This window comes from Streptomyces sp. YIM S03343 (assembly GCF_054729195.1).
On sequence record NZ_JBPUKX010000001.1, the window covers coordinates 7,747,167 to 7,773,865 of the forward strand.

At 69.6% G+C, this 26,699-nt stretch carries 23 protein-coding genes and 1 riboswitch; of the genes, 14 read left to right on the forward strand and 9 right to left on the reverse strand.

Annotated elements, in window-relative coordinates:
* Nucleotides 1-6: 6 nt before the first annotated feature.
* The 9 genes from ACSYGN_RS34210 (at nt 7) to ACSYGN_RS34250 (ending at nt 9,644) form a co-directional block, all read left to right on the forward strand.
* Nucleotides 7-2,502, forward strand: a complete 2,496-nt coding sequence (locus tag ACSYGN_RS34210) for a sugar phosphate nucleotidyltransferase (protein WP_460402580.1) — start codon at nt 7-9, stop codon at nt 2,500-2,502.
* Nucleotides 2,503-2,672: 170 nt separating this feature from the next.
* Nucleotides 2,673-3,509, forward strand: a complete 837-nt coding sequence (locus ACSYGN_RS34215) for a DUF881 domain-containing protein (RefSeq protein ID WP_460402582.1) — start codon at nt 2,673-2,675, stop codon at nt 3,507-3,509.
* Complete coding sequence (locus ACSYGN_RS34220; RefSeq protein WP_116152339.1) at nt 3,506-3,838, forward strand: small basic family protein; 333 nt, start codon at nt 3,506-3,508, stop codon at nt 3,836-3,838. Before ACSYGN_RS34215 ends, ACSYGN_RS34220 begins: the two co-directional genes overlap by 4 nt.
* A 4-nt stretch (nt 3,839-3,842) precedes the next feature.
* Nucleotides 3,843-4,703 carry a DUF881 domain-containing protein gene (locus tag ACSYGN_RS34225; protein WP_460402584.1) on the forward strand — a complete coding sequence of 287 codons (861 nt, stop codon included), beginning with the start codon at nt 3,843-3,845 and terminating at the stop codon, nt 4,701-4,703.
* Between the two features lie 130 nt (nt 4,704-4,833).
* Complete coding sequence (locus ACSYGN_RS34230; protein ID WP_460402586.1) at nt 4,834-5,712, forward strand: FHA domain-containing protein; 879 nt, start codon at nt 4,834-4,836, stop codon at nt 5,710-5,712.
* Between the two features lie 41 nt (nt 5,713-5,753).
* On the forward strand, nt 5,754-6,491 hold the full coding sequence (ftsR, locus tag ACSYGN_RS34235; protein WP_460402588.1) for a transcriptional regulator FtsR: 738 nt from the start codon (nt 5,754-5,756) through the stop codon (nt 6,489-6,491).
* Nucleotides 6,492-6,580: 89 nt separating this feature from the next.
* On the forward strand, nt 6,581-7,054 hold the full coding sequence (locus ACSYGN_RS34240) for a bifunctional nuclease family protein (RefSeq protein ID WP_026253112.1): 474 nt from the start codon (nt 6,581-6,583) through the stop codon (nt 7,052-7,054).
* 260 nt (nt 7,055-7,314) lie between these two features.
* Complete coding sequence (locus ACSYGN_RS34245) at nt 7,315-7,998, forward strand: MerR family transcriptional regulator (protein WP_460402590.1); 684 nt, start codon at nt 7,315-7,317, stop codon at nt 7,996-7,998.
* 146 nt (nt 7,999-8,144) lie between these two features.
* Nucleotides 8,145-9,644, forward strand: a complete 1,500-nt coding sequence (locus ACSYGN_RS34250; protein ID WP_460402592.1) for a DNA polymerase IV — start codon at nt 8,145-8,147, stop codon at nt 9,642-9,644.
* A gap of 426 nt (nt 9,645-10,070) precedes the next feature.
* Here ACSYGN_RS34250 and ACSYGN_RS34255 read toward each other — a convergent pair whose 3' ends face one another.
* On the reverse strand, nt 10,071-10,442 hold the full coding sequence (locus tag ACSYGN_RS34255; protein WP_460402594.1) for a PRC-barrel domain-containing protein: 372 nt from the start codon (nt 10,440-10,442) through the stop codon (nt 10,071-10,073).
* 139 nt (nt 10,443-10,581) lie between these two features.
* A riboswitch (glycine riboswitch) is annotated at nt 10,582-10,676 on the forward strand.
* Nucleotides 10,677-10,854: 178 nt separating this feature from the next.
* Between ACSYGN_RS34255 and gcvP the strand changes: the two genes are divergently transcribed.
* On the forward strand, nt 10,855-13,740 hold the full coding sequence (gene gcvP / locus ACSYGN_RS34260; protein WP_460402596.1) for an aminomethyl-transferring glycine dehydrogenase: 2,886 nt from the start codon (nt 10,855-10,857) through the stop codon (nt 13,738-13,740).
* Between the two features lie 69 nt (nt 13,741-13,809).
* Here the strand turns inward: gcvP and ACSYGN_RS34265 are convergent, their stop codons facing one another.
* The 4 genes from ACSYGN_RS34265 to modA all read right to left on the reverse strand — a co-directional run bounded on the left by ACSYGN_RS34265 (nt 13,810) and on the right by modA (nt 17,269).
* Nucleotides 13,810-14,229 (reverse strand): TOBE domain-containing protein, encoded by a 420-nt coding sequence (locus ACSYGN_RS34265; RefSeq protein ID WP_460402598.1) that lies wholly within the window; start codon nt 14,227-14,229, stop codon nt 13,810-13,812.
* Nucleotides 14,230-14,287: 58 nt separating this feature from the next.
* Complete coding sequence (locus ACSYGN_RS34270) at nt 14,288-15,388, reverse strand: ABC transporter ATP-binding protein (RefSeq protein WP_460403911.1); 1,101 nt, start codon at nt 15,386-15,388, stop codon at nt 14,288-14,290.
* Between the two features lie 199 nt (nt 15,389-15,587).
* On the reverse strand, nt 15,588-16,445 hold the full coding sequence (gene modB, locus ACSYGN_RS34275) for a molybdate ABC transporter permease subunit (RefSeq protein WP_460402600.1): 858 nt from the start codon (nt 16,443-16,445) through the stop codon (nt 15,588-15,590).
* Nucleotides 16,442-17,269 carry a molybdate ABC transporter substrate-binding protein gene (gene modA, locus ACSYGN_RS34280; protein WP_460403913.1) on the reverse strand — a complete coding sequence of 276 codons (828 nt, stop codon included), beginning with the start codon at nt 17,267-17,269 and terminating at the stop codon, nt 16,442-16,444. The genes modB and modA overlap by 4 nt, the downstream gene beginning before the upstream one ends.
* 210 nt (nt 17,270-17,479) lie before the next feature.
* Here modA and ACSYGN_RS34285 point away from each other — a divergent pair, with 210 nt between their 5' ends.
* Entirely contained in the window at nt 17,480-17,926 is a 447-nt protein-coding gene (locus ACSYGN_RS34285) for a molybdopterin-dependent oxidoreductase (RefSeq protein ID WP_460402602.1), read from the forward strand.
* 149 nt (nt 17,927-18,075) lie between these two features.
* On the opposite strand, the gene ACSYGN_RS34290 is transcribed toward ACSYGN_RS34285, so the two are convergent.
* A complete protein-coding gene (locus ACSYGN_RS34290) occupies nt 18,076-18,471 on the reverse strand; it encodes a TOBE domain-containing protein (protein ID WP_460402604.1) in 396 nt (131 codons plus the stop codon).
* 105 nt (nt 18,472-18,576) lie between these two features.
* Between ACSYGN_RS34290 and ACSYGN_RS34295 the strand changes: the two genes are divergently transcribed.
* The gene (locus tag ACSYGN_RS34295) at nt 18,577-19,173 is read left to right on the forward strand and encodes a DUF1707 SHOCT-like domain-containing protein (protein WP_460403915.1); all 597 of its coding nucleotides are present in this window, start codon (nt 18,577-18,579) and stop codon (nt 19,171-19,173) included.
* Nucleotides 19,174-19,233: 60 nt separating this feature from the next.
* Here the strand turns inward: ACSYGN_RS34295 and ACSYGN_RS34300 are convergent, their stop codons facing one another.
* Complete coding sequence (locus tag ACSYGN_RS34300) at nt 19,234-21,183, reverse strand: APC family permease (RefSeq protein ID WP_460402606.1); 1,950 nt, start codon at nt 21,181-21,183, stop codon at nt 19,234-19,236.
* A gap of 324 nt (nt 21,184-21,507) precedes the next feature.
* Here ACSYGN_RS34300 and ACSYGN_RS34305 point away from each other — a divergent pair, with 324 nt between their 5' ends.
* The gene (locus ACSYGN_RS34305) at nt 21,508-23,052 is read left to right on the forward strand and encodes a glycoside hydrolase family 43 protein (RefSeq protein WP_460402608.1); all 1,545 of its coding nucleotides are present in this window, start codon (nt 21,508-21,510) and stop codon (nt 23,050-23,052) included.
* Nucleotides 23,053-23,462: 410 nt separating this feature from the next.
* Here ACSYGN_RS34305 and ACSYGN_RS34310 read toward each other — a convergent pair whose 3' ends face one another.
* A complete protein-coding gene (locus ACSYGN_RS34310; protein ID WP_460403917.1) occupies nt 23,463-23,669 on the reverse strand; it encodes a DUF5999 family protein in 207 nt (68 codons plus the stop codon).
* Nucleotides 23,670-24,004: 335 nt separating this feature from the next.
* Nucleotides 24,005-24,589, reverse strand: coding sequence for a hypothetical protein (locus ACSYGN_RS34315; RefSeq protein ID WP_460402610.1), 585 nt, complete (start codon nt 24,587-24,589; stop codon nt 24,005-24,007).
* A gap of 564 nt (nt 24,590-25,153) precedes the next feature.
* On the opposite strand from ACSYGN_RS34315, the gene ACSYGN_RS34320 reads away from it, so the two are divergent.
* Nucleotides 25,154-26,671 carry a glutamate--cysteine ligase gene (locus ACSYGN_RS34320; RefSeq protein WP_460402612.1) on the forward strand — a complete coding sequence of 506 codons (1,518 nt, stop codon included), beginning with the start codon at nt 25,154-25,156 and terminating at the stop codon, nt 26,669-26,671.
* The last annotated feature ends 28 nt before the right edge of the window (nt 26,672-26,699 follow it).

Genomic DNA, 26,699 nt, shown 5'->3' on the forward strand with positions numbered 1-26,699 from the left:
TCCGACATGAAGGCCGTCGTGATGGCCGGTGGCGAAGGCACACGCCTTCGCCCTATGACCTCGAGCATGCCCAAGCCACTCCTACCGGTTGCCAACCGGCCGATCATGGAGCATGTGCTGAGGCTGCTCAAAAGGCATGGGCTCAACGAGACGGTCGTCACCGTCCAGTTCCTCGCCTCACTGGTGAAGAACTACTTCGGTGACGGCGAGGAGCTCGGTATGGAGCTCACCTATGCCAACGAGGAGAAGCCACTCGGTACCGCCGGTAGCGTCAAGAACGCGGAAGAGGCGTTGAAGGACGATGCCTTCCTCGTCATTTCCGGTGATGCTCTGACCGACTTCGACCTCACCGAGCTGATCAATTTCCACAAGGAGAAGGGCGCGCTGGTCACGGTCTGTCTGACCCGGGTGCCCAATCCGCTGGAATTCGGCATCACCATCGTGGACGAAGAGGGCCGTGTCGAGCGGTTCCTCGAGAAACCCACATGGGGTCAGGTCTTCTCCGACACGGTGAACACGGGCATCTATGTCATGGAGCCCGAGGTCTTCGACTACGTCGAGGCCGATGTGCCCGTCGACTGGTCCGGCGACGTCTTCCCGCAGCTGATGAAGGAAGGCAAGCCCATCTACGGCTACATCGCCGAAGGCTACTGGGAGGACGTCGGCACGCACGAGAGCTATGTGAAGGCCCAGGCCGACGTACTCGAGGGAAAGGTCGACGTCGAACTCGACGGATTCGAGATCTCCCCCGGGGTCTGGGTCGCGGAGGGTGCCGAGGTACATCCCGACGCCGTTCTGCGCGGACCGCTCTATATCGGCGACTACGCCAAGGTGGAAGCCGGCGCCGAAATCCGTGAGCACACTGTGGTCGGCTCCAACGTCGTCGTGAAGAGCGGCGCCTTCCTGCACCGGGCCGTCGTGCACGACAACGTATATGTCGGGCAGCACAGCAATCTGCGCGGCTGCGTGGTGGGGAAGAACACCGACATCATGCGGGCGGCGCGTATCGAGGACGGCGCGGTCATCGGCGACGAGTGCCTCATCGGTGAAGAATCGATCGTTCAGGGAAATGTCCGGGTGTATCCCTTCAAGACGATCGAGGCCGGTGCCTTCGTCAACACCTCGGTCATCTGGGAATCACGGGGTCAGGCGCATCTGTTCGGCGCCCGGGGCGTGTCCGGAATCCTGAATGTGGAGATCACGCCCGAACTCGCCGTGCGCCTCGCAGGCGCCTATGCGACCACCTTGAAGAAGGGCACGACGGTCACCACGGCCCGTGACCACTCCCGTGGTGCCCGTGCGCTCAAGCGGGCCGTCATCTCCGCGCTCCAGGCCAGCGCCATCGACGTACGCGACCTGGAGAACGTACCGCTGCCCGTGGCACGGCAGCAGACCGCGCGGGGCAGCGCCGGCGGCATCATGATCCGGACCACTCCCGGTGTGCCGGACTCCGTGGACATCATGTTCTTCGACGGACAGGGCGCCGATCTCTCGCAGGGCAGCCAGCGCAAGCTGGACCGTGTGTTCGCCCGTCAGGAGTACCGGCGCGCGTTCCCCGGTGAGATAGGCGACCTGCACTTCCCGGCCAGTGTCTTCGACTCGTACACCGGCTCGCTGCTGCGGAACGTCGACACGACCGGGATCGCGGAATCCGGCCTCAAAGTGGTCGTGGACGCCTCCAACGGTTCGGCGGGACTCGTACTGCCCAGCCTGCTGGGCAAGCTGGGTGTGGACTCGCTGACCATCAACCCCGGTCTCGACGAGTCCCGGCCCACGGAGACGGTCGACATGCGGCGCTCCGGGCTGGTGCGGCTCGGCGAGATCGTGGCGTCCTCCGGTGCCGCGTTCGGTGTGCGGTTCGACCCGGTGGGCGAGCGGCTGTCCCTGGTGGACGAGAAGGGCCGCATCATCGAGGACGACCGGGCGCTGCTCGTGATGCTCGACCTCGTCGCGGCGGAGCGGCGCAGCGGGCGTGTGGCGCTGCCGGTCACCACGACGCGTATCGCCGAGCAGGTGGCCGCCTATCACGGGACCCAGGTCGAATGGACGACCACGTCGCCGGACGACCTCACCCGGGTCGGCGGTGAGGAAGGGACCATCTTCGGGGGCGACGGCAAGGGCGGTTTCATCGTCCCCGAGTTCAGCAGCGTCTACGACGGCACGGCGGCGTTCGTACGCCTCATCGGCCTGGTGGCGCGCACACAGCTGACGCTGAGCCAGATCGATGCCCGCATCCCGCGCGCACACGTCCTGAAACGCGATCTCGCGACCCCGTGGGCGGTCAAGGGCCTGGTGATGCGGCGCGTCGTCGAAGAGGCCGGAGACCGCTTCGTGGACACCACGGACGGGGTACGGGTCGTGGAGAGCGACGGGCGCTGGATCATGGTGCTGCCCGACCCGGCCGAGGCGGTCACGCATCTGTGGGCGGAGGGGCCCGACGACGCCTCCGCGCAGGCCCTGCTGGACGAGTGGGCGGCGATCGTGGACAGCGCCGGGCGCTGAAACGGGTACCACACGCGCGTGCCGGACAAGTCTCCCCAAGGGGGCCTGTCCGGCATGCGGGCAGGGCCATTCGGAGGTATTGCTCGCGACGTGCGACGATGTGCGGCATGCCGCAGCAACCGCCCGTTCGGAGCACAGTCCCGCGGCGGCCGTCGCGTCCGGACGCCTCCATGTCGTTGCTCACCAACGTCATGGACCACAGCCTCGACGAGGGGTACGCCGAGGCTGCCGCCCGCAGGCGTATGGCGGGCACGAGCGGTATGCCGAAGACGCTCAGGGCGAAACTCGGCCTCGCCGGAGGCCTGGTCCTCGCGGCGATGGTGGTCACCGTGGGGGCGGCGCAGGCGCGGGTGGCGGCACCGGTCGTCGCCAAGGAGCGCCAGGAGCTCATCGACCGCATCGACCGGGAGACCAAGGCCGCGGACAAGCTGGAGTCCGGCGTGGACGACCTGCGCGACGACGTGAGCGCCCGCCAGCGGGCCGCGCTGCGGCAGACCGGGGGCAGCGACCGGGCCGATCTCGTGGGCGTCCTGTCGGGCGCCACAGCCGTGCACGGGCCGGGTGTGAAGCTGGTCGTCGACGACGCCAAGGAAGCCTCCTCGGGGGGCAACGGCGATCCGCGCGAGACCTCCGACTTCTCCGACACGGGGCGGGTGCGCGACCGTGACATGCAGCGCGTCGTCAACGGGCTGTGGCAGTCGGGGGCCGAGGCCGTCTCCATCAACGGGCAGCGGCTGACCGCCCTGTCCGCGATCAGAGCCGCCGGCGACGCGATACTCGTCGACAACAAGCCGCTGGTGCCGCCCTACACGGTCCTGGCGGTGGGGGACGGGGACAAGCTGAGCACCGGCTTCCAGAACAGCAGCGACGGGGTGTATCTGCACACGCTGGAACAGACCTACGGCATCCGGGCCACCATCTCCACCGAGAGCGCCCTCCGGCTGCCCGCCGCACCGAGTGTGATCGTACGTACCGCACAGCCGAGCACTGAGAAGGGCACAACGTGATCGCCGTACTGGGCCTCGTCGTGGGAGTCGTGGCCGGCCTCTTGGTCCGGCCCGAAATTCCGGCGGTGGTCGAGCCTTATCTGCCGATCGCCGTCGTGGCGGCGCTGGACGCCGTCTTCGGAGGTCTGCGGGCCATGCTCGACGGCATCTTCGACGACAAGGTCTTCGTGGTGTCGTTCCTGTCGAACGTGGTGGTGGCAGCGCTGATCGTGTTCCTGGGCGACAAGCTGGGGGTCGGCGCCCAGTTGTCCACCGGAGTCGTGGTCGTGCTCGGTATACGGATCTTCTCCAATGCCGCGGCGATCCGGCGGCACGTGTTCCGGGCGTGAGACGATGACTGAACGCCAGGAGATGCCTGAGAACAGGCTGAGCAAGGAACTGCCCGAAGAGGTGCCCGTGACGGCACCCGGGCCGCAGCCGGCCGACCGGCCCGCGGCCGGAGAGTCGTTCATACCTGCCGCCGCCCCGGCGCTGACCGGCCGTCAGCGGCTGGTGCAGGGGCTGTGGCCGCCCCGGGTCACCCGGGCCCAACTCATCGTCGCCCTCCTGCTGTTCGGCCTCGGCTTCGGCCTGGCCGTCCAGGTCGCCTCGAACAGCGACAGCGACAGCGCCCTGCGCGGCGCACGCCAGGAGGATCTTGTTCGCATCCTCGATGAACTCGACGACCGCACTCAGCGTCTTGAGGACGAGAAGCAGGGTCTCGAGAAGCAGCGGGACGAGCTGGCGAACAGCTCGGACCAGGCCGAGGAGGCCCGCAGACAGACGGTTGAGAAAGAGAGACAACTCGGCATCCTCGCGGGCACCGTGGCCGCGCAGGGGCCCGGCATCACGATGACCATCGACGACACGAAGGGGACGGTCGAGGCGGACATGTTGCTCGACGCGATCCAGGAGTTGCGCGCGGCCGGCGCGGAGGCGATCCAAGTGAACGGCGTCCGCGTCGTCGCGAACACCTATGTCACGGATTCCGGCAAGAGTGTCGACGTCGACGGGAACAAGATCAACGCGCCCTATCGTTTCAAGGTCATCGGCAAGCCGCAGGACCTGGAGCCGGCGCTCAACATCCCCGGAGGCGTGGTGCAGACTCTTGAGAAGGAGCAGGCCACCGTGACCGTCGAGAGGTCGGGCAAGATCGTCGTTGATGCCTTGCGGGCTGCGAAGCAGCCTGACTACGCTCGGTCGTCCTCCCGGTGAACCGGGGGTGCATGAGGGGCGTCGTGCCGGGGCATGAGGTTGCCCGGGGTCGGCGCACCGAAGAGGGGCCGCGTGGTGGAAACTGTCTGGTGGACATGGACGTTGTAAGAGTGTCCGGGTCGGCCGGTGTATGCAATCAGGGTTCGTCCTGCCCCACGGGCGGGTCTGTTTCGGTCAAGGGGAATCGCCCGTGAAGTTGTTTGCGAAGTTGTTCGGCAAGAGCGCGCGAGAAGGCAGCGACAACGCGACTGCTCGTCATCGTGCCCAGCCCCAGGCGGAGGGCCAGCGTCCGCTGTTCCGGGACCAGGTGGCTGGTCCGGGTGATGACATTTCCCGAGGTCAGGGCGCGTCGTCTGTTGACCCTGCCCAGTCCGGCGGCATAGGTTTCGGGCAACCGTCAACCTCAAGTACGGGTGGAGGGTTTGCAGCCGGCCCGTACGCGTCCAATGCCCCGGCGGGGCAGGAGGATCCGTCCATGTCGTTGGTGTGTACGAGGTGCGGCAACCGCAATGCGGACCATGCCCGCTTCTGCTCCAACTGCGGTGCCCCGCTGCGCCCCGGCGCAGTGGCGGAGCGCGCGTCCGAGACGACCTCGACGATCTCCATCTCCGGCATCGAGGCGTACGACGCCGAGACCACCGGTCAGACGCAGATGCCGACGCTGTCGCCCGAGGCCCAGGCGGCCGTCGACGCGCTGCCGTTCGGCTCGGCCCTGCTGGTGGTGCGCCGCGGCCCCAACTCGGGCAGCCGCTTCCTGCTGGATGGCGAGCTGACCACGGCGGGGCGTCACCCGCAGAGCGACATCTTCCTGGACGACGTGACGGTCTCGCGTCGGCATGTGGAGTTCCGGCGCAGTCCCGACGGCGCGTTCTCGGTGGCCGACGTGGGCAGTCTCAACGGCACCTACGTCAACCGCGAGCGGATCGACGAGGTCGCTCTGTCGAACGGTGACGAGGTGCAGATCGGCAAGTACCGGCTGGTCTTCTACGCGAGCCGGCCGGGCTTCTGACCTCCTCCGGACGCCCTCCGGAGTACCCCCAGGGAAGGTCCATGCTTCAAACACCGAGCGGCGGTGCCGGGCACGGTACCGCCGCCACGGACAATGGGCTGATGAGCATCGGCGCGGTGCTGACCGCGCTGCGCGCCGAGTTTCCCGAAGTCACCATCTCCAAGATCCGGTTCCTGGAGTCCGAAGGGCTCATCGAGCCGCGCCGTACTCCGTCCGGCTACCGCAAGTTCAGCGCACAGGACGTCGAACGGCTCGGGCATGTGCTGAGGATGCAGCGGGACCACTATCTCCCGCTCAAGGTGATCCGCGAGCACCTGGACGCCATGGAGCGCGGCGAGGCCGTACAGCTGCCGTTGGTGGGCAGACAGCGCGACGGCGGGTCCGGCCCGCCGACCGTGGAGGAGCCGACGGCGGTGCGGATCGGGCGGGACGCACTGCTCGCCGCCGCCGGGATCGACGAGCACGTCCTGAAGGAGTGGGAGTCGTACGGCCTCATCGCCCCGCTGCCGGACGGGGTGTACGACGCCGAGGCGGTCACCGTCGCCTCGCTGGTGGCCGAGCTGGGCCGGTTCGGGATCGAGCCGCGTCATCTGAGGGTGATGAAGGCGGCCGCCGACCGTGAGGCGGGCCTGGTCGACCAGGTGGTGGCCCCGCTCAGGCGCCACCGCAATCCCCAGACCAGGGCCCATGCCGAGGCCCGTGCGAAGGAACTGGCCTCGCTCACCGTGAAGCTGCATACGGCCCTGGTGCAGACCGCGCTGGGCGTCCGGCTGCCCTGAGGCGGGCCGTCACCCGGGAGGGGAGCGGATCGGCCACCTGTTCCCGGCCCGACTACCCAAACGTCCCGGGCACGGCCTAGGGTTGCTGTGTGAACGAGCTCGATGTCGTAGGTGTCCGGGTCGAAATGCCCTCCAACCAACCGATCGTGCTCCTGCGCGAAGTGGGAGGCGACCGCTACCTCCCCATCTGGATCGGTCCGGGGGAGGCGACCGCGATCGCCTTCGCCCAGCAGGGCATGGCGCCCGCCCGGCCGCTGACCCACGACCTGTTCAAGGACGTGCTGGAGGCCGTGGGCCAGGAGCTCACCGAGGTTCGCATCACCGACCTGCGTGAGGGCGTCTTCTACGCCGAGCTGGTTTTCGCGAGCGGGGTGGAGGTGAGCGCGCGTCCGTCGGACGCCATAGCGCTGGCCCTGCGCACCGGGACGCCGATCTACGGCAGCGACACGGTGCTCGACGACGCCGGGATCGCGATTCCCGACGAGCAGGAGGACGAGGTCGAGAAGTTCCGCGAGTTCCTCGACCAGATCTCGCCTGAGGACTTCGGCACCAGCAGCCAGTGAGCCACCGGTACCCGGCCTGACTTGCGGTCCGTGTCGGCTCGGCAGACGCTTGGTCACCACGGGGTTTGCGGCCTGTGCCGATGTCGGATGAGATACTCGTGCGACTGACCGCGAGCACATTCGGCTAGCCTTTCCCCGCGGCGGGGTGCGGGAAACCACTCGTAGGGTGATTATCACTCGGCGTGCCGAGTGTGGCGATCGTTGACGCACCCCTGGTGACTGCCTACCGTCGAGAAGGCAGGTCGAGGACGGAGGTCGGCGTGAGAAGCAGCGGCGGCGGTGCGGCTGGGGGCGTCCCCGGAGCCAGTTACGGGGGGAGCGGTCCGTGCCCTTCCCCCAGCTCGCAGCTCCGACCGGGCGTGGGATACGCCCAGCCGGGCGGCGCGGCCGGTCACGTCCAGCAGCGGCCGGCAGCCGTGCCGAACGGCGGAGGGGCGACGGCCATGGCGTCCGAGCAGATCGGCTACCGCGGTCCTACGGCGTGCGCCGCCGCGGGGATCACCTACCGGCAACTGGACTACTGGGCGCGCACCGGGCTCGTCGAGCCGAGCGTGCGTCCCGCCTACGGCTCGGGCACCCAGCGCCTGTACAGCTTCCGGGACGTCGTCGTCCTGAAGATCGTGAAGCGTTTTCTGGACACGGGCGTCTCGTTGCAGAACATCCGTGCGGCCGTGCGGCACCTCAGAGAATGCGATGCGCGTGACCTGGAGTGCATGACGCTGATGTGCGACGGTGCCACCGTGTACGAGTGCACCTCGCCCGACGAGGTGCACGCCCTGCTCCAGGGCGGCCAGGGCATTTTCGGGATCGCCGTCGGAGTGGTGTGGCGGGACGTGGAGAACGCTCTCTCTCAGCTGCACGGCGAGCGCATCGACACGGGCGAGACCCTGATCGGGCCGAACCCGGCGGACGAACTGGCGCGGCGCCGCAACCGGGCGGTCTGAGCACGCGGCAGCGGTCGTCACACGGCCCTCAGCGCGTCGCCGACAGGAGCGTCCGGCCCGGTCACTGACCCGGCTGACGGCGTTCTCGTGGCCGACGGGAGGGGCTCGGCGGGGCATTGTCAGTGGCGTAGGGCAGCATCGGAGATGTGAGAGCCGCGCCCACCATCCTGCATCTCGACATGGATGCCTTCTTCGCCTCCGCGGAGCAGGCGTCCAAGCCGAGCCTGCGCGGGAAGGCCGTCGTCGTGGGCGGGCTCGGGCCCCGTGGCGTGGTCGCCACAGCCTCGTACGAGGCACGGGTCTTCGGGGTGCACTCGGCGATGCCCATGGCCCAGGCGCGCCGGCTCGCCCCGAACGCCGCCTATCTGGTGCCCCGCTTCGGCCTCTACCGGGCCATCAGCGGCCAGGTGATGGAGCTGCTGCACTCCCTGTCGCCGCTGGTGGAGCCGCTGAGCCTGGACGAGGCGTTCGTGGACCTGGAGGCCGGGGGAGTGGCCTGGGACGCCGAGTCGGCCCACCTGACCGGGGCGAGGCTGCGCGCCGACATCCGGGCGGTCACGGGCCTGACGGGGTCGGTCGGCCTCGCCGCCTCCAAGATGCTCGCCAAGATCGCCTCCGAGCAGGCCAAGCCCGACGGCCTCGTACTGATCGAGCCGGGCACCGAGCGCGCCCTGCTCGGTCCCATGCCGGTGCGGACCCTGCCGGGGGTCGGCCCGGCCACGGGCGACCACCTGCGGCGGGCCGGGATCACCACCGTCGAGGAGATCGCCGAGGCGGGCGAGGACGAGCTGGTACGGCTGCTGGGCAAGGCCCACGGGCACGCACTGCATGCCATGGCGCTGGCGCACGACGAGCGGCCCGTGGTGGCCGAGCGGGAGACCAAGTCGGTGTCGGTGGAGGACACGTACGACGTGGACATCCACGACCGCGTACGGGTCGGCACGGAGGTGCGGAGGCTGGCCGACCGCTGTGTTCGGAGACTGCGCGCCTCCGGCCTGTCCGGGCGCACGATCGTACTGAAGGTGAGGCGATACGACTTTTCCACCCTGACCCGCTCCGAGACACTGCGCGGGCCCACCGACGACCCGGCGGTCGTGCGCGAGGCCGCCGCACGGCTGCTGGACTCCGTGGACACGACGGGCGGGGTCCGGCTGCTCGGGGTGGGCGTCAGCGGGCTCGCCGACTACACCCAGGAGGACCTCTTCGCCCAGGCCGCCGAGGCGGCGGAGGACACCGCTGCGGAGGAGGAGACCACCGACCGGGCGGCGGAGGCACGGCCCTCGCCAGAGCCGGGGGAGCGGCGCTGGCCCGCGGGACACGACGTGCGCCACACCGAGTACGGGCACGGATGGGTACAGGGCAGCGGCCTCGGACGGGTCACCGTACGGTTCGAGACCCCCGCCTCGGAACCCGGCAGGGTACGGACTTTCCGGGTCGAGGACCCGGACCTGGAGCCGGCGGATCCGCTGCCGCTGGTGACACGAAGACCCGGGCAGGACCCCACGGCATCGGTGCGGGGTCCTGCCGCGGCGGACGACAGCCCCGCCGATTCCGGGGAAACCCATGCACTTTCGGGAGCGAGGCCCACCGCTCATCGAGGGAACGGCTCCGGTACGGCACACCCGGCCACAGGCTCCCGCTCCTAGGGTGTGTCTGACAATTCGCGTCGGATCAGCGCGTGGCGTCTGGTGCGGTGCATCGCAAGGAGGAGGATCGCCCGCGTACTGGACGTACTCGGGTGATCCGACAACGCGGCGAGGTGCCGTGCCAGGCGTCGCGCGCCCGGCGGGAATGGTCAGACACGCCCTAGGGCGTGTTTCGAAAGTCCCGCCTGCCCTGCGACGCCTGGCACGCACGCTCGCTGTGTTGTCGGGATCGCCCACGTACGCCCAGTACGAGGGCGACCCTCCGCCTTGCGATCGCACGCACCAGACGCCGCAGGGCCCGCCCTTCGGGCGGCCGGCGCTACTTTCGAAACACGCCCTAGTAGGGCCTGTCCGGCGGATCGAGTCGGAAGAAACCGACGGTACCCATCGCCCCCCGTGTCTCCGGCATGATCCGCCGGACAGGCCCTACGCGTCCTCCTGCCCCGCGAGTCTGCCGAAGTCGTGGTCGGGGACCGGTGGAGCAGGGGTCACATCGAGGCCGTAGTGGTGGTAGAGCTGGAGTTCCTGTTCCGGGGAGAGATGACGGCCGACGCCGAAATCGGGCGCGTCCTTGATCAGGCTGCGGTCGAAGGGGACGTGGAGGGTGCCTTCGACCAGTTCGCTGGGCTCCAGAGGGACGAAAGCGTCCCGGGAGAACAGGCCGGTGCGTATGGCGGCCCATTCCGGCACGCCCGTCGCGTCGTCGAGGTACACCTCGTCCACAGTGCCGATCTTGGTGCCGCTGCGGTCGAACGCCCTGCGGCCGATCAGGCTGCGCGGATCGATGTCGGTTCGCACGGTCCCTCCACTTGGTCGCATGGGTCGCATGGGCAGCAACTCATTCGCGGTCACTACATCACTACAAAAGGCCACATCCGGGGCGGCGGCCACTCGAAGTACCCTCCGCGGGCCCCGCTGGTACGCTGACAGCGGCTGCTGACCCCGTGCGGGAGAGTCCTCCGGAGTCACCGGGGGCGCCGAAGGAGCAAATCCTCCCCGGAATCTCTCAGGCCCACGTACCGTGCGGACGAGGTCACTCTGGAAAGCAGGGCGGGTGCCGACGGGCCTCCGCTCTCACCGACGGTGAAAACCGGGAGCGCTCGGGCGGCCCGGTGAAGCTCTCAGGTTGAGATGACAGAGGGGGAGGCCGTCCGGGGACCCATGCCTGTGGTACCCCCCGAAGGTCGCGTCAGACCAGGAGGCCTCCGCAATGACCGCCCACCGCATCCCGCTCTCCGAGCTCGAACAGGGCATCCCCTTCGAACAGCGCCACATCGGTCCCGGCCACGAGGCACGGGCCAAGATGCTCGCGCAGGTCGGCTACGCCTCGCTGGACGAGCTCACCGCCGCCGCCGTACCCGACGTGATCAAGAGCACCGCCGTGCTCGATCTGCCGTCCGCCCGCACCGAGGCCGAGGTGCTGGCCGAGCTGCGCGCGCTGGCCGACCGCAACCAGGTCCTCGACTCGATGATCGGACTCGGGTACTACGGCACATTCACCCCGCCGGTGATCCTGCGCAACGTCATGGAAAACCCGGCCTGGTACACCGCGTACACGCCCTACCAGCCGGAGATCTCGCAGGGCCGCCTGGAGGCGCTGCTGAACTTCCAGACCATGGTCGCCGATCTCACCGGACTGCCGACCTCCGGTGCCTCCCTCCTCGACGAGGGCACCGCCGCCGCCGAGGCCATGGCGCTGTCGCGCCGCATGGGCAAGAACAAGAAGGGCCTCTTCCTGGTCGACGCGGACGCCCTTCCGCAGACCATCGCCGTGATCGAGACGCGCGCGGAGCCGACGGGCGTCGACGTCGTCGTCGCGGACCTCACCGACGGCATCCCGGCCGCCGTCGCCGGACGTGAGATCAACGGCGTGCTGATCCAGTACCCCGGCGCCTCCGGGGCCGTACGCGACATCAGGCCCGTCGTCGAGCAGGCGCACGAGCTGGGCGCCGTGGTGACGGTCGCCGCCGACCTGCTCGCCCTGACGCTGCTGAAGCCGCCCGGCGAACTCGGCGCGGACATCGCCGTCGGCACGACCCAGCGTTTCGGCGTGCCGATGGGCTTCGGCGGGCCGCATGCCGGCTACATGGCGGTGCGTGAGACCTACGCACGCAGCCTGCCCGGCCGCCTGGTCGGCGTCTCCGTGGACGCCGACGGTCACAAGGCCTACCGACTCGCCCTCCAGACCCGCGAGCAGCACATCCGCCGCGAGAAGGCGACCAGCAACATCTGCACCGCCCAGGTGCTGCTCGCCGTGATGGCCGGCATGTACGCCGTCTACCACGGGCCGGAAGGACTGACGGGCATCGCCCGGCGCACTCATCGCTACGCCACGATCCTCGCGGCCGGACTCGAGGCGGCCGGGATCGAGATCGTCCACGGCGCCTACTTCGACACCCTCACCGCCCGGACCGAGGGCCGCGCGGCCGAGATCGTCGCCGCCGCACGGGAACGCGGGGTCAACCTGCACCTCGTCGACGCCGACCACGTCTCCCTGTCCTGCGACGAGACCACCACCCGCGCCCAGCTGGGCGCCGTATGGGCGGCGTTCGGCGTCACGGACGACATCGAGGCACTGGACACGACCGCGCAGGACACGCTTCCGCAGGCGCTGCTGCGCACCGACGCCTTCCTCTCCCACCCCGTCTTCCATCAGTACCGGTCCGAGACCGCCATGCTGCGCTACCTGCGCAGGCTCGCCGACCGCGACTACGCGCTCGACCGCGGCATGATCCCGCTCGGCTCCTGCACCATGAAGCTCAACGCGACCACCGAGATGGAGCCCGTCACCTGGCCCGAGTTCGGCGCTCTGCATCCGTTCGCCCCAGCCGAGCAGGCCGGCGGTTACCTCACGCTCATCCAGGAGCTGGAGGAACGCCTCGCCGAGGTCACGGGCTACGACAAGGTGTCCCTTCAGCCCAACGCAGGGTCGCAGGGCGAGCTGTCCGGCCTGCTCGCCGTACGCGGCTACCACCGCGCCAACGGCGACGAGCGGCGCACCGTCTGCCTCATCCCGTCCTCCGCGCACGGCACCAACGCCGCCAGCGCCGTGATGGCGGGCATGAAGGTCGTCGTGGTGAAGACCGCCGAGGACGGCGGGATCGACGTCGCGGACCTCCGCGCCAAGATCGAGCAGCACCGCGACGAACTCGCCGTACTCATGATCACCTATCCGTCGACGCACGGTGTGTTCGAGGAACACGTCGCCGACATCTGCGCGCAGGTCCACGAGGCGGGCGGCCAGGTGTACGTCGACGGCGCCAACCTCAACGCCCTGGTGGGCCTGGCCAGGCCCGGCCACTTCGGCGGCGACGTCTCCCACCTCAACCTGCACAAGACCTTCTGCATCCCGCACGGCGGCGGCGGTCCCGGCGTCGGCCCGATCGGTGTGCGCGCACACCTCGCGCCGTACCTGCCCAACCACCCGCTGCAGCCCGCCGCGGGCCCGGAGACGGGTGTCGGACCGGTCTCGGCGGCCCCGTGGGGCTCCGCGGGCATCCTGCCGATCTCCTGGGCGTACATCCGTCTCATGGGGGGCGAGGGCCTCAGGCGTGCCACCCAGATGGCGGTGCTCTCCGCCAACTACATCGCCAAGCGCCTCGAACCGCACTACCCGGTGCTCTACACCGGCCCCGGCGGCCTGGTCGCCCACGAGTGCATCATCGACCTGCGGCCGCTCACCAAGGCGACCGGGGTGACCGTGGACGACGTGGCCAAGCGCCTGATCGACTACGGCTTCCACGCGCCGACGATGTCGTTCCCGGTGGCCGGCACGCTGATGATCGAGCCGACCGAGTCCGAGGACCTTGGCGAGCTCGACCGGTTCTGCGAGGCGATGATCGCCATTCGACGGGAGATCGAGAAGACCGCCTCCGGCGCGTGGCCCGCCGACGACAACCCGCTGCGCGGCGCCCCGCACACCGCGGCCGCCCTGAGCGGGGAGTGGGAGCATGCCTACAGCCGTGGGGAGGCAGTCTTCCCGGCCGGCGTCTCGGCCGCGGACAAGTACTGGCCGCCGGTGCGCCGCATAGACCAGGCGTTCGGCGACCGGAACCTGGTCTGCTCGTGCCCGCCCCCGGAGGCGTACCAGGACTGAGCCGGGCTACGAAACGGGAGGGCCCTCTGCCGGCCTGAGGGCCGGGCGAGGGTCCTCCCGTGCTGTGTGTCACGCCGTCGCCAGTGCCACCTCGGTCGACTTGATCAGGGCTACGACGGGCATCCCGGCAGCGAGGCCGAGTTCGTCGGCGGCCTCCTTGGTGATCGCGGCGGTGAGTTCCGCGCCGCCGACATCCACCTTGACGGCGGCCATGGCGGAACCGGCGGCGACGCCGGTGATCCTGCCGGGCAACTGGTTGCGGATCGACAGACCCTGGACCGGCGCGGTCGCGAGAGACACCTCTGTCGACTTCACCAGAGCGCGCACGGCCGAGCCCGCGCCGAGACCCAGGTCCTCCGCTGCGTCCAGCGTGATCGCCGCGGTGAGATCCCGGCCGCTGTCCAGCCGGACGCTGACTGTGGCCATGGCCTCGCCGGGGGTGACGGCGGTGACGGTGCCGGGCAGCTGGTTGCGGATGCTCAGGCTCATGCGGTGCCTCACTGGGTGAGTCGGTGGGGGGAATGCCCACCGTAGCCCGGACAGGGCGTCATGCCGGGTATGCGTGCGTCTGGGTCGCCTTGACCGTCGCCCAGAGGGCCACCCCCGGGTGAAGACCGAGCTCGGCGGTGGCGACGGTGGTGAGGTCGGCGGCGAGCGGGAGTTCACCGGTCAGGTTGGCGCGGATCTGGTCGCCGTGCTTCTCCAGGGTCGTCACCTCGCAGCGCCACAGATTGCGGGCGCTGGAGCCGGAGGGCCGGTCCCGGTAGAGGGTGACGGCGCCCGGCGGGAACGCCACGAAGACCTCGCCGGAGAGTTCCTCGGTGGTGGTGATCGCAGGACCCGCGTCGAGCCGGACCGAGTGGCCGCTCTCGGCCCGGCCCCGGTACAGGTTCAGCCCGACCAACTGGGCGACGTAGTCCGTACGCGGATGGCGCGCGATATGGGTGGGGGAGCCCTCCTGCACCACCTGGCCGTTCTCGATCACCACGAGCCGGTCGGCCAGCACCATGGCGTCGAGCGGATCGTGGGTGACCAGCACGGCCACGGCCTCGAACTCGGCGAGATGATGCCGCAGCTGCGAGCGGACCTCCAGCCGGGTCCGGGCGTCCAGGGCGGCGAGGGGCTCGTCCAGGAGCAGCAGCCGGGGCTGTACGGCCAGCGCCCGGGCCAGGGCGACCCGCTGGGCCTGGCCACCGGACAGCCCGCGCGGCTTGGCAGCCGCGTGGTCGGCGAGACCCATGCGCTCCAGCCACTCGGCGGCCACGGCACGCGCCTCGGCCCTGGTCGCGCCGTGGCAGCGCGGTCCGAACGCCACGTTGTCGAGGGCCGAGAGATGCGGGAAGAGCAGATAGTCCTGGAAGACCACACCGACCGGGCGGAACTCGGGCGGCGTCCGCTCCAGCCCGGCGCCGTCCAGGCGCAGGTGGCCTCCGGTGAGCGGGACCAGACCGGCCAGGGCGCGCAGCGCGGTGGTCTTGCCCGCGCCGTTCGGGCCCAGCAGGGCTACGACATCGCCGGGCGCCGCGGTCAGCGCGACGTCGAGACGGAAGGAACCGCGGTCGACGACGAGGCGGGCGTCCAGTCCCTCGCCGTGCGCCGTACCGGCGGAGCCCGCGGCACTGGCACCGTGGGGTGCCTTGGCGGACATGGTGTCGTCGAGTTCGGTCATGAAGGCATCGTCCAGCATCGTCGAAGTGTTGATCGCGGGGGCCGACGCGGTACACGCCGGTCCAACTGGAGGGGACTGGCCCGGGCGTGGCCCTGGGCGTGACGTCATATCGATCCGGCGGTCCTACGACCGTAACGGACCGCGTCCGTCGTTGTCCGGGCCGGCCGGTACGCGGCCGTCATGACGCCGTGATCCAGCGGTCCCTCAGCCCCGCCAGCACAGTGATCGACACGGCCAGCAGGACCAGGCTGAGCGAGATCGCGGCCTCCGGATCGTTCTGGAGTGCCAGATAGACGGCCAGCGGCATCGTCTGCGTACGGCCGGGGAAGTTCCCGGCGAAGGTGATCGTCGCGCCGAACTCGCCCAGCGCCCGCGCCCAGGCCAGCACCGCGCCCGCCGCCACGCCCGGCGCGATCAGCGGCAGGGTGACCCGGCGGAACGCGGTGAAGCGGGAGGCGCCCAGCGTCGTGGCCGCCTCCTCGTAGCGGGGGTCGGAGGCGCGCAGGGTGCCCTCGACGCTGATGACGAGGAACGGCATCGCCACGAACGCCTCCGCGACCACCACGCCCGCCGTGGTGAACGGCAGCGTGATCCCGAACCAGGTGTCCAGCCACCGTCCGACGACCCCGTTGCGGCCGAGCGCCATCAGCAGCGCCACACCGCCCACCACCGGGGGCAGCACGAGCGGCAGCGTCACCAGGGCCCGGACGAGACCGCGCCCCGGGAAGTCGACCCTGGCCAGCAGCCAGGCCAGCGGCACACCGAGCACCAGGCTGACGGCGGTCGCTGCGGTGGCGCTGACCAGGGACAGCCGCAGCGCCTGCCACACCTCGGTGCTGCTCAACTGACCGGGCAACGTGCTCCACGGGGCCCGCACCAGCAGAGCGACCAGCGGCAGCAGGAGGAATGCGAGACCCGCCAGCGCGGGAAGCAGCAGCGCCACCGGCACCCCCCGTCGGCCCGCGCCGCCGCGCCGCCGCCGCGGCCCACCATCGAGGGTGTCGGCTGCGGCGGCGGAGGTGTCGAGCCGGGTCACGGCTTGAGGAACCCGGCGTCGACGAGCACCTTCTGGCCCTCGGCGGACTGGACGAGGGCGATGAACGCCTTGGCCGCCGCGGCGTTGGGGGCGTTCTTGAGCAGGGCGATGGGGTAGGCGTTGACGGCCTTGGCCGATTCGGGGAACTCCACGCCCTCCACCTTGTCACCCGCCGCCTTCACATCGGTCTTGTAGACGATCGCGGCGTCTGCTTCCTTCAGCTCCACCTTGGTCAGGGCGCTCTTGACGTCCTGTTCGTACGACGCCGGGGTCAGCTTGAGACCGCTGGCGTCGAGGGCCTTCTGGGCGGCGGCGCCGCACGGCACCGTCTTGTCGCACAGGACGACCTTCAGGCCGGACTTGGTGAGGTCCTTCAGGGAGCTCACCTTGTCGGGGTTGCCCGGCAGGGTGGCGATCTCCAGCTGGTTGCGGACGAACGTGGCGGGGGTGGTGGCCGTGTCCTTCTTGTCCGTCACGATCGCCATCGTCTTGGGGCTGGCGGCGGCGAACACGTCCGCCGGGGCGCCTCCGGTGATGCTCGCGGCAAGGGTGTCGCTGCCGCCGAAGCTGAAGGTGACCTTGGTGCCGGGATGCGCGTTCTCGAACTCCTTGCCCAGCGTGGTGAAGCTCTCCTTGAGGGAGGCCGCGGCGAAGACGGTCACCGTGCCGGACAGCTTCGGGAAGGCGGACGAGGAGGAGTCGGACTTGGTTTCGGAGGAGGAGTCGGAGTTGGACGAGGAGCAGGCGGTGAGAGCCAGGAGCGCTACGGCGCTCACGCCGGCCACGTGGAGGGACCGGCGGGGGCGACGCGCGGAGCGGGTGATCACGGGATGTACTCCTCTAAGTCTTCGAATGAAGGCTGTCAAGCCCATCTACGGCCGAATGGCAGCCGTGCGCTGATGATACTCACGCATCTACCAGCTGTGATCCCCCCGGGGGGTCGCATTCGCGGTGGATCTTGGCGTCAAAGGTTCGCATGTGCGTTTGGGTGAGTGCAGCGCCCGGGTAAGGAGAGCCGCGGGAGGTGGTGGCACGTGACGCAGGTCGAGTTCGCCCTGACCGGGGACGTCGCCCGTCCGGTCCGGCTGGTGGTCTCCGATCTGCTGGCCTGGCCCCAGCAGCGGGTGAAGGTCGCCTTCGACTGTCTGACCAGCGGTGTGCAGCACCACGGCTTCGCCGGACCCCTGCTGCACGATGTGCTGTGCGACGCCGGACCCGGTTTCGACCCCGCCCGCCGCAAGGACCGGGCCCGCTTCCTGATCGCCGTGACAGGTGCCGACGGGCATCGCGCCCTGCTGTCATGGGCCGAGATCGACCCCGATTTCGCCCATGCACCGGTGCTGCTCGCCGTCGGCATCGACGACACACCGCTCGACCAGGACGGACCTCAGCTGGTGCTGCCGCAGGACCGCTGCGGGGCGCGGTACGTCAGCAGGGTCAATGCGATCCGGGTCGACGGCGGGTACGGCGTCCCGGTGTGAGCCTCTGCCGCCGCGGACGCGGGAGCGGGTGTGGGGGTGCCGAGAGTGCCGGGAGTGCCGGGAGTGCCGGGAGTGCCGGGAGTGCCGGGAGTGCCGGGAGTGACGGCAGTGCGTGGGCCGGTTGCCGTCTGCCGCAGGGAAGCCCGGCTTCAGATCCGGTCGATGTGCACGTTGGTCGACTTCACCCGGGCCGTGGCCTCCATGCCCACCTCCAGGCCCAGCTCCTCCACCGCCTCGCGGGTCAGCAGGGAGACGAGACGGTGCGGGCCCGCCTGGATCTCGACCTGCGCTGCGACATCGCCCAGCTTGATCGCGGTGACGATCCCGGGAAAGGCGTTGCGGACCGAGGTGTACGAGGTCTCCTCCTCGCCGGTTCCCGACCGGGCCAGCTCCACGGAGAACGAGGCGAGGTCGCGCCCTTCGATCAGGCGACGCCCCGACTCGTCGCGATGGGTCTCGACCCGGCCGGCGTCCGCCCAGCGGCGCGCGGTGTCGGGGCTGACGCCGAGCAGCCGTGCCGCCTGACCGATCGTGTAGGAGTGCATGCCGGTCACCATAGGCGCAAAAGAGCGTGCAACCCGAACGGGGGATTGGCTGCCGGGTGTATCGCGATATAGCTTTATCCCGTGGAGCGAGTCGGGGGTGACGGCATGTCGGGTGACCTGGTGGGCACGGCCGAGGCTGAGGGGGTGCGGGCCTCGCACGCGGATCGGGACGGTGTGGTGGAGGTGCTGCGCGTCGCCGCGGGTGATGGCCGGCTGACGGCGGACGAACTGGACGAGCGCCTGGAGGCCGCCATGACCGCGCGGACGCTCGGGGATCTGGCCGTTCTCACGGCTGATCTGCCGTCGGCCGAGGGCGCGGCGGAGGCCAAGGATGTGGTGCGCATCTGCCAGCAGGGCGCCTCGGTGCTGCGCGGTGACGGCTGGGTGGTGCCGAGGCGGCTGGAGATCGAGTCGGAGTGGGGCGATGTCACGCTCGACTTCACCCGGGCGATGATCAGTCACGATGCGCTGGTCGTCGACCTGGACATGCGGGGCGGCACCCTGACACTGGTCACCCGGCCGGGGATCGTGTTCGACACCGACGATCTGGAGCTCGGCTATGCCAAGGTCAAGGCACGTCCGGTTGGTGATCACGGGACACCCGTGGACCTCCGGGTGCGGATATCCGGTGAGATCCGTTTCGGCAGAGTGGTGACGCGTCCCGCGCGGCGCGGGTTCCTCGGGCGGTCCAGGCGGAGCTGAGCGCGGGCGGCGGGCACGGTCGGCTGCTGTTCCCGCGGGCGCCGTGCCCCGGGCCTCCGGTCAGCCGACGTGCACGCGCGGGCGGAGGCGCCGGTTGCGTTCGGCTTCGCGCAGGACCTCGCGGGTGACCGGGGCGACCTCGCCCTGGCCGAAGAGGAAGAAGCGCAGGAAGTTGGCGAAGGGGTTGCCCTCGGTCCACTCGAAGTAGATGTGCGGGGTGCCGCCGGTCAGCTCACGCACGTGCAGCAGCAAGGCGGCGAGGGCGTTGGGGATCGAGGACGACTCCATCGTCAGTACCCGGTAGCGGTCGTGCAGCACCTTGCCGTGCACATTCAGGCCCGCTTCGAACTCGGACGGGTCTGCGACCGTCACCTCGACAAAGATGAAGTCGTCGTATGCCGTGAACTCGTTGTCGGCCCGGATCTGCTCGATCTTGTCGCGATATTCGGCCATGTTCCGTTTGTCGGGCTCGTTGGCGATGAAACGGATCTTGCGGCTGGCGATGTCCCGGACGTACCGCTCCGCCAGCTCGTCCAGGGTCACACTGGTCACGCGCAGTTCGAAGGACCGGGCCAGCCTGGACATCAGGGAGAGCAGGATGATGCCGGCGATGAAACAGGCGCCGATCTTCACACCGTCGGGGCGCTCGATGACGTTCGCGACGGTGACATAGAGGAGGATCACAGAGATCACCGAGAAGCCGATGACCGCGTGGTGCTGGCGGGACTTGCGGGCGGCGATGGTCACGGCGATGGCCGCGGAGGACATCAGGACCAGGACGCCGGTGGCGTAGGCGCCGCCCTGGGCGTCCACGCTGGCGTCGAAGATCCAGGTGACCAGGAAGGCGACCAGGGTGAAGACGATGACCATCGGGCGTACGGCGCGGGCCCAGTGGGGGGCCATGCCGTAGCGGGGCAGGTAGCGCGGCATGAGGTTGAGCAGTCCGGCCATGGCGGAGGCGCCGGCGAACCACAGGATGGCGATGGTCGACGCGTCGTAGACCGTGCCGAAGGCGTTGCCGAGGTACTCGTGCGCGAGATACGCCAGCGCACGGCCGTTGGCCCGACCGCCGGCCTTGAACTCGTTCTCCGGGATCAGCACGGTGGTGATGAAGCTCGTCGCGATCAGGAACACGCTCATGATCAGCGCGGCGGTCGTCAGCAGCTTCCTGGTGTCCCGGATACGGCCCTTCGGCTGCTCCTCGGTGTCGGCCGGGTCCCCCTGGACGTGCGGCATCACCGCTACGCCCGTCTCGAAACCGGACAGGCCCAGGGCCAGCTTCGGGAAGACGAGCAGGGACAGTCCGATCATGACGAAAATGTTGCCGTGCTCCGCGGTGAGGGCGCTGGTCCAGTCGGTGACCAGATGGCCTGCGGTGAGCACATGCCACAGACCGGTGACCACGACCACGGCGTTCAGGGCCAGATAGACGCCGACCAGAACGACCGCGACGCCGATCGCCTCCAGGAAACCCTTGAGGAACACGGCCCCGAGCAGCGCGATCAGGAACAGCGTGATGATCAGCTGATGGCCGTGCAGCGTACTGGTCAGATGAGGGTTCTCCACGAGGTGGGTGGAGGCGTCGGCGGCGGAGAGGGTGATGGTGATGAGGAAGTCGGTGGCGGCGAAGCCCAGCAGGGTCAGGACGAACAGCTTGCCCTTCCAGAAGGAGAGCAGCCGCTCCAGCATCGCGATCGAGCCCTCGCCGTGCGGGCTCTCCTCGGCCACGCGCCGGTACACGGGCAGGGCACCTGCGAGTGTGACGACGACCAGGACGACGGTCGCGATGGGGGAGAGCAGACCGGCCGCCAGGGCGGCGATACCGGGCTGATAGCCGAGGGTGGAGAAGTAGTCGACGCCGGTCAGGCACATCACCCGCCACCACCGCTGGCCCCGGTGCGGGGGCTCCGGCTCGGCCTCCGGCGCCTGCTGCACTCCCTTGCCCATGTCGGACAGGCCCTCCAGCAGCCAGTCCCTCAGACGACTGTGGGGGAGTTCGGACGTGGCCATGGATGTGCTCCTGAAGTGCGGCTGAGCGTGGGGATTCGGCCATCACCGGACGGCGAACTCAGCGTATGCAGAGAGTGACGCATGGGCCCATGGATGTGGGGGGTGGTGGGCGTCAATCTTCCGTTAAGACTCGCCTGGCCTGCGATGTCGGTATGCCGGACCGCCGTCTGCACCGTGCCCGCCGGGGCGGTCGGTGACGCGTGGGCTCTGGCGGGCGGCCGCCAACGACTGCCAAAGCATCAGATTGTGAACGGTGCATGGTGGCTGTTCCGTAATATTCGCCATGACTGGCGAAACTTTCGGTTTGGAGGGTGGCTGCTGCGTATGAGGACCTATGACAACCCGGTGATCCCGGGTTTCCACCCAGATCCCAGTGTGTGCCGGGTCGGGGAGGACTACTACTTGGTCTGTTCGAGCTTCGAGTACGTCCCCGGTGTGCCCCTGTTCCACAGCCGTGACCTGGTGCACTGGCGGCAGCTCGGCCATGTGCTCGACCGGTCCGGGCAACTGGAGATCGGTGACGACGTCCCGGCCTCCGGCGGGATCTACGCGCCGACGATCCGTCATCACGACGGCCGCTTCCATGTGATCACGACCGATGTGGGCGGGATGGGCACCTTCCTGGTCACGGCGGAACGTCCCGAGGGCCCCTGGTCGGACCCGATCCTGATCGACCTGCCCGGAATCGACCCCGACCTCGCCTGGGACGAGGACGGCACCTGCTGGTGTGCCATGGCCGGGGTGGGTCTGGCGCGCATCGATCCCGGGACCGGGAAGGTGCTGGAGGGACCGTTGCCTGTGTGGTCGGGGAGCGGGCTGCGGGATCCCGAGGCGCCGCACCTCTACCGGATCGGTGAGTGGTGGTACCTGGTGGTGGCCGAGGGCGGCACGGCTCTTGGCCACGGCGTGTCGATCGCCCGGGCTCGTTCGCCGCGCGGGCCCTATGAGCCGGCTCCGGCCAACCCGATTCTCACCCATGGCGGCACATCCCGGCCCGTCCAGTGCACCGGCCACGCGGACCTGGTCCAGGCGGCCGACGGCAGCTGGTGGATGGTGCTGCTCGGGACGCGTCCGGGCGGCTACTTCCCCGAGTACCACGTGCTGGGCCGGGAGACGTTCCTGGTCCCGGTGGAGTGGGTGGACGGCTGGCCGGTCGCGGGGCCGGTCGAGCTGCGGCACCCGGCGCCGGCGGTATGGCACCCCTTCGCGCCCGAACCGGCCCGGGACGACTTCGACGCCCCCCTCCTCGCGCCGCACTGGATATCGCCGCGTTCCCGGCCGAACGGTTCCTGGTCACTGGCGGAACGGCCGGGGCGGCTGACCCTGCGGGCGACCGGGGACAGTCTGGACCGCCCCGGTCACACCTTCGTCGGCCGTCGGCAGCAGCACGCCGACTGCCGGATCACGGCCCTGCTGGAACCCGGTGCCGGCCGGGCGGGGCTGTCCGTCCGTCTCGACGAGGCCCATCACTACGACCTGGAGGTCGGCGGCGGCACGGTGAGCGTCGTGGCACGGATCGGCCCGCTGCGGCAGCGCGTCGCGGAGCACCTCGTGCCACCCGGCCCCCTGACCCTCGCCGTGGACATCCGCACCGACGGCGTGGTCCCGCCCACGGTGACCGCGGGCGGGCAGCAGGCGCCTGGTATCAGGGCGGGCGGCCCCGACACGCTCGCGTTCTCGGTCGGGGGCCCGGAAGGACAGGTGCCGCTGGCCGAGCTGGACGGGCGGTATCTGTCCACCCAGGTCGCAGGGGGCTTCACCGGGCGGGTGATCGGCATGTACGTCACCGAGGGCAGCGCGGCGTTCGACTGGTACGCCTATGAGCCGAAACTTTCGGAGCAGCGAGGAGATCAGCGAGAAGAGGGGTGAGGAAGGAGCGAGAAGGGGTGGATGGCTGCGGAGTCGTAATCCTGGGCGCGAAGCGCTCCGCTGGAAGTGCCGCGATGTGCCGTCTGTGGTCTGCGGCACAAGTGTGGCTGGTCGCGCAGTTCCCCGCGCCCCCTCAGGGCGCTGCCGAACCGCAGCGGACTCCGCCTGACCTGCCCGCCCCCGCTCACCGGGTTGACAGGTGCCGTCGGTTTCCTCCCACTTGATCCGCCGGACAGGCTCCGGTCGTGCCGCGCGCATTCCGTCGTGACATATCCGCGCGGAGTGATCGAGTTCTCGTCCGGCTACGAGGAGTAGCCGCCCCCGGACACCTGTCGGGGCCGGTTCGCGCGGCGGCGCGGTCCGGCCCCAGATGGTCGCCGGGCGGTCCGGTGCACCCGCCCGGGTGGTGCTCAGGCGGCTGTCATCACCTGTCCCGCACCGAGCGGGCGGTGCGGGGCGATGATCTGGCCGTCGGGCAGAAGCTCACCGGTGTCCTCGAAGAGCACGACGCCGTTGCACAGCAGGCTCCAGCCCTGCTCCGGGTGGTGCGCCACGAGACGGGCGCCTTCCCGGTCGGCGGAGTCTGCTGTCGGACACGGTGGCTGGTGCTGGCACATTGGCGGGATCTCTCGCTCTGTTGTGGTCATCTCAGTCCCCCCGTTGCGATAAGTCGGTCGCAATCCAGTGTTGCCCTCCGAGCGGTATTCCGCAGCGATTTCGCGGCACCGCTTCTCACAGGTTGAGGACGCGTCACCCGTGCGGTCGGTTCATCACAACCACGCTGTCACTTCGGGTGGTTCACCGTGGTCGGATGGGGCTAGTCCTTGCGGGCGGTCGTGTCTTCGGGGCTCGGAGGAGCGGTCAATTGCTCGGACGAGCGGAATGCTTCCGGAAAATGCCGTTGTGCCCCGCCGCCCGAAAAACGGGACGACGGGGCACAGGAAAGAGTACGTCAGGCCGGTGAACCGAGGAGCGGCGCGGGGGTCACCCGAAGGGTGAGAACGGGAAGCAACTCGGCGACCCGGTGTGGACGGTGCGCCGCGATACCGGGCGGTGCCGGGGCAAGAGGGACGAGAAGGTCGGTGGCGGCGGGGTGACCCTCGGCGCCGTCGGCGGTGAAGTCGCCGTGCAGCCACAGCGTGAGCATGTAGAGGCCGGGCACGGACAGCAGGCGGGGCTGGTAGGACTGCTGCATGGTCTCGGCCTGGCTCAGCGCACGCTCGGTGGAGGCGATGTAGGGACCCTCGAAGAAATGGGAGAAGGCCCATCCGTCGGGGGTCAGCCGGGTTTCCGCCGCGGCCACCGCGCGGTCGCCGGAGCGGATCACGAAGCGCCACCCGGCCAGCCGCGTGGCGGACACTCCCGCCGGGGTGATCTGGTCCAGCACATGGACGGGCAGCGGGAGTTCGGGAGTGGCAGTGTCCTGCGCGGTGCGCAGGGCGGGGGTACGGGCCTCATGGACGGCGGTGGGGGAACCGAGGGCCGTGAGGACGGTGCGCAGGGCGGGTGCGGGAGCCGGAGGGACATGCAGCGGCATGGTGGTCGCCTCTCAGGAGACAGGCGCGGTGGCGCGAGGGCGGGGGCGGACGGCGCTGTCAGCTCATGGGGGGTCGGCAAGGTGGGCCAGGGGCCGGTGAACGGGGGCAAGGAACGTGGGTACACGACAGACCTGCCGCACATCATCTCGACGGCAGGTCCAGGACCTTGGGCGCCAACCTTCTGCCTTGTTCGGAAGTTTATATGAGCGTTGCTCAGACAGTGTTTCGGCTAGCTGTTTTCCATGTGAAGAACAAGGATCCATTCGGCCGTTCAATCGCGGGTATTCATCCCGATTTCGCGCCCGCCCCGTCGCGCTGACCTCGGATTACGCCGCTGCGTCGGTCGGCCCGTTCTCGTCGGTGTTTTTCACGAGTTCCCACCGGCATCCGAAGACGCCCGCGCCCCATGCCGTATGAATGTGCCGCGGGCCACACCGACCAGAGTAGCGGTGCGCGGGCCCGGTTGGAGGCGTTATGCATCGGCCCAGCGGGGCATCATCACATCTGACCCGGGACACCGGCGGCCGAAGCGTCGGCCCGCCCATCCGAGGAGGGAAGCTTCGATGGGGGAGAAGGTCGTGGCGGGGCAGTTCGACCTTTCCGACCGCCAGCGCTACCGCGTCAAACTGCGGCGGTGCCTGACGGGACTGGAGCGGCTGCTGGAGCAGCAGCGGTTCGACCGCCCCAAGAACTTCATGGGCCTGGAGATCGAACTCAATCTCGCGGGCTCCGACGGCATGCCGAAGATGCTGAATGGGGAAGTTCTCAAGCGAATCGCCAGCCGCGATTTCCAAACAGAACTCGCCATGTTCAATCTCGAAGTGAACATAGCTCCACACCGATTGGGTGGCAGGGTATTCGACCGGCTTGCCGAAGAACTCCGTACGTCCCTGGCATATGCGCACCGCAAAGCGGGGGAAGTGGATGCCGGAATCGTGATGATCGGCATTCTGCCCACCCTCGGCCCGGACGATCTGGTGTCGTCGAACCTCTCCGACGTGGACCGCTACACCCTTCTCAACAACCAGATCGTGGCGGCCCGCGGCGAGGACTTCACCCTCGACATCGACGGGGTGGAACGGCTGAGCTGCACCTCGAAGTCCATCGTCCCGGAGGCCGCCTGCACCTCTGTGCAGCTCCACCTCCAGGTCACCCCGGCCCGTTTCGCCGATGTGTGGAACGCCGCGCAGGTGGCCGCCGCGGCACAGATCGCCGTCGGCGCCAACTCGCCGTTCCTGTTCGGCCGTGAGCTGTGGCGCGAGTCCCGCCCGCCGCTGTTCCAGCAGTCCACGGACACCCGCCCGCCCGAGCTCCAGGCCCAGGGCGTGCGGCCGCGCACCTGGTTCGGCGAGCGGTGGATCTCCTCGGCGTACGAATTGTTCGAGGAGAACCTGCGCTTCTTCCCGGCCCTGCTGCCGATCTGCGACGACGAGGACCCGCTGAAGGTACTGGAGTCGGGCGGTGTCCCCAAGCTCGCCGAACTGGTCCTGCACAACGGCACGGTGTACCGCTGGAACCGCCCGGTCTACGGCATCGCCGACGGTGTCCCCCACCTGCGGGTGGAGAACCGTGTCCTGCCGGCCGGCCCCACGGTCACCGACGTGATCGCCAACGCGGCCTTCTACTACGGTCTGGTCCGCTCCCTCGCCGAGGAGTCACGGCCGGTGTGGACCCGGATGCCCTTCGAGACGGCCGCCGACAACTTCGACGCGGCGTGCCGGTACGGCATCGACGCCCGTTTCCAGTGGCCGCGCCGCGGCCGCTACGGCGGTACGGCCGAGGTGGAGGCCGTGACCCTGGTGCGGGACGAACTGCTGCCGCTCGCCGAGGCGGGCCTGGACGCCTGGGGCGTCGAACCCACCGACCGGGACCTGTATCTGGGCGTGATCGAGGAGCGCTGCCGCCGCCGCTCAAACGGCGCGAGCTGGCAGGTTGCGACCTTCCACCGCGCCCTGGAACAGGGCCTCGACCGCCCCACCGCCCTGGCTGCCACCACCCGCCGCTACAGTGAGCTGATGCACCTCGGGGAACCGGTGCACACCTGGCCGGTGGGCCTGCCGGAGCCCGTGCCGCTCGGCTGAGCCACCGGCGCCCGCCTCCCGGCGGCCC

Bases quoted from the DNA above. Each gene is read 5' to 3' on its own strand.
- ACSYGN_RS34320 (WP_460402612.1), top strand. From the start codon at position 25,154: ATGGGGGAGAAGGTCGTGGCGGGGCAGTTCGACCTTTCCGACCGCCAG.
- ACSYGN_RS34310 (WP_460403917.1), bottom strand. From the start codon at position 23,669: ATGTGCCAGCACCAGCCACCGTGTCCGACAGCAGACTCCGCCGACCGG.
- ACSYGN_RS34295 (WP_460403915.1), top strand. From the start codon at position 18,577: ATGTCGGGTGACCTGGTGGGCACGGCCGAGGCTGAGGGGGTGCGGGCC.
- ACSYGN_RS34290 (WP_460402604.1), bottom strand. From the start codon at position 18,471: ATGCACTCCTACACGATCGGTCAGGCGGCACGGCTGCTCGGCGTCAGC.
- ACSYGN_RS34305 (WP_460402608.1), top strand. From the start codon at position 21,508: ATGAGGACCTATGACAACCCGGTGATCCCGGGTTTCCACCCAGATCCC.
- ACSYGN_RS34270 (WP_460403911.1), bottom strand. From the start codon at position 15,388: ATGTCCGCCAAGGCACCCCACGGTGCCAGTGCCGCGGGCTCCGCCGGT.
- ACSYGN_RS34215 (WP_460402582.1), top strand. From the start codon at position 2,673: ATGTCGTTGCTCACCAACGTCATGGACCACAGCCTCGACGAGGGGTAC.
- ACSYGN_RS34210 (WP_460402580.1), top strand. From the start codon at position 7: ATGAAGGCCGTCGTGATGGCCGGTGGCGAAGGCACACGCCTTCGCCCT.
- ACSYGN_RS34225 (WP_460402584.1), top strand. From the start codon at position 3,843: ATGACTGAACGCCAGGAGATGCCTGAGAACAGGCTGAGCAAGGAACTG.
- ACSYGN_RS34265 (WP_460402598.1), bottom strand. From the start codon at position 14,229: ATGAGCCTGAGCATCCGCAACCAGCTGCCCGGCACCGTCACCGCCGTC.
- gcvP (WP_460402596.1), top strand. From the start codon at position 10,855: ATGACCGCCCACCGCATCCCGCTCTCCGAGCTCGAACAGGGCATCCCC.
- ACSYGN_RS34315 (WP_460402610.1), bottom strand. From the start codon at position 24,589: ATGCCGCTGCATGTCCCTCCGGCTCCCGCACCCGCCCTGCGCACCGTC.
- ftsR (WP_460402588.1), top strand. From the start codon at position 5,754: ATGCTTCAAACACCGAGCGGCGGTGCCGGGCACGGTACCGCCGCCACG.
- ACSYGN_RS34230 (WP_460402586.1), top strand. From the start codon at position 4,834: ATGCAATCAGGGTTCGTCCTGCCCCACGGGCGGGTCTGTTTCGGTCAA.
- ACSYGN_RS34300 (WP_460402606.1), bottom strand. From the start codon at position 21,183: ATGGCCACGTCCGAACTCCCCCACAGTCGTCTGAGGGACTGGCTGCTG.